The sequence below is a fragment of the Clostridium sp. AM49-4BH genome, assembly GCF_003478335.1.
Taxonomy (GTDB): Bacteria; Bacillota; Clostridia; order Lachnospirales; family Lachnospiraceae; genus Butyribacter.
Genome location: NZ_QUFB01000116.1, coordinates 1 through 1,872 on the forward strand (window position 1 = coordinate 1; position 1,872 = coordinate 1,872).

The window sequence follows — 1,872 nt, forward strand, 5'->3', positions numbered from 1 at the left end:
CTCCTCATATAATCAAGTGTTTTTTATTGAAAATTCAGGGTTTCTCAACCTTTTTATCTCAGCGAATAAACCATAGCTATGAGCATTTCGATGTATCGGGTACTGAAATAGCGGTTTTAAGGTATACGAAATAAAACGTCATTTTTTCCGTTTTACTGGCCTTGTGTATACCCTTCCATCTATGGCAGCTAACCTCCTATATCCACCAGGATCATCTCCGTCTCCAGAGGTCCTAACTTCCTTCGTCCTGCCTGCCCATAACCAGGGTGTCAGCTATGCTCCTTTGCGGGGTCATGCCCCATGGATAATATTCCTGCCGACTACTGGCTCATTCTTTGTTTTTATGATTACTGACTCGCTTCCTGTTACAGCACTGTGACCAGTGGACGTTATCTGTTACATTCTATTTGATTCAGTGACTGCCCACACGACAGCCTCCACTATAGTTACTTGTCTTTCTTATGCAGCCTGTAGATAAACTGCCGGTCTCTTGATGTCACCCACCATCTTTTTCGGATCATAATCCACTCCTTTGGTCAGCATGACATAAAAGACACGTATCAGCTTGGCTGCAACCGCCATAAGTGACTGCATTTTCTTCAATGGATTCAGTCTTCTGGTTGTGTAATAAGTATGGAGTTCCCTGAACTCCGGGTTCTTTGCCACAAGCGACATTGCAACCTCAAAGAGCAAATATCTGAGCCTCTTTCGACCTCGTCTGCTTATTGTTGTCCTTCCCTTGTGCTTTCCCGAACTATTCTCAACCAACGCCAGTCCTGCGAGTTTCTGCAGTTCCTTTGGATTGTTGAAGCGGCTGATATCACCTACCTCTGCAAGGAATCCTGACACCGTCTTGATTCCCACTCCTTTGATCTCCAACAACTTTTCAGCCATCGGGATCTGATTTACCAACTCTTCGATCAGAGTCATAATTTCCTGAAGACGTATATTTCTGGATTCATAATCTTCCAGAAGCATTCGGATCTCCATTCTTGCAGATATTGCTCCTTCTTTGCTTCCAACGCTGTGCTCTGCAGCTTCGATCAGGGTCTTCGCCCTCGCCTTTCCAACTGCCCTCATCTTTGCATCCCGCCAGATCTGGTTCACTCCATCAATACCCAACGTCAAGATATCTTCCGGGAGTGGCGCATGCTTAAGGATCAGCATTCCGCTTTTGGCATCCGGCTTTCCGTATACCGTCTTATATTCAGGAAAATATATATTGAACCAACGACTGATCCTGTTTTGAATTCTTGTAAGTTCCGCCTGTAACTGGAATCTTATGTTTGATGCTGTTCTGAGATCAGCATAAACACCATCCGGCAGGTACGGGATCATGTAGCGTCCCTCTCTAACTAACCCTGCAATGACTTTTGGATCCTTACGATCATTTTTAGTTGGATTATTGTCGTCAAGTTCTTTCGATTTCTTGACATGATGGGGATTCACAAGAACCGGTTTCATCTCATTATCCTGAAGAAATTTCCCCAGATTAAACCAGTAGTGACCGGTTGGTTCCATGCCTGGAACCACCTTATCCTTCTCATGTTTTTCTTTGAGGTCCAAGATCCATTCCTTAAATGTCACAAATCCAGCCTCTGTGTTACTAAACTTAAATGGTTTCTTCGAATACTCGATTCCTCTGTAATCAAAAGCTCTGGCATAGTGCGTTTCGCTTCCGACATCAATTCCGAGTACTAAAGTTTTTTCTGTAATAGCTTCAATTTTTGCATTCTGTGTGTTAGACTTCATTGTAGATACCTCTCTGTTCAATAAGATTTTTACTAACCGCCAAGTCAGTAGTCTTATTGTACTCTGAGGTATTTTCAATTTTCAACATCCACATTTTTTATTATACAGGAAGCTCCTTTA

The 1,872-nt window shown here is 42.9% G+C and carries 1 protein-coding gene; it reads right to left on the reverse strand.

The window, feature by feature from the left end:
- Positions 1–459 precede the first annotated feature (459 nt).
- Positions 460–1,752, reverse strand: coding sequence for an IS110 family transposase (locus DW981_RS14600; protein ID WP_118508240.1), 1,293 nt, complete (start codon positions 1,750–1,752; stop codon positions 460–462).
- Positions 1,753–1,872: the final 120 nt, after the last annotated feature.

Bases quoted from the DNA above. Each gene is read 5' to 3' on its own strand.
- DW981_RS14600 (WP_118508240.1), bottom strand. From the start codon at position 1,752: ATGAAGTCTAACACACAGAATGCAAAAATTGAAGCTATTACAGAAAAA.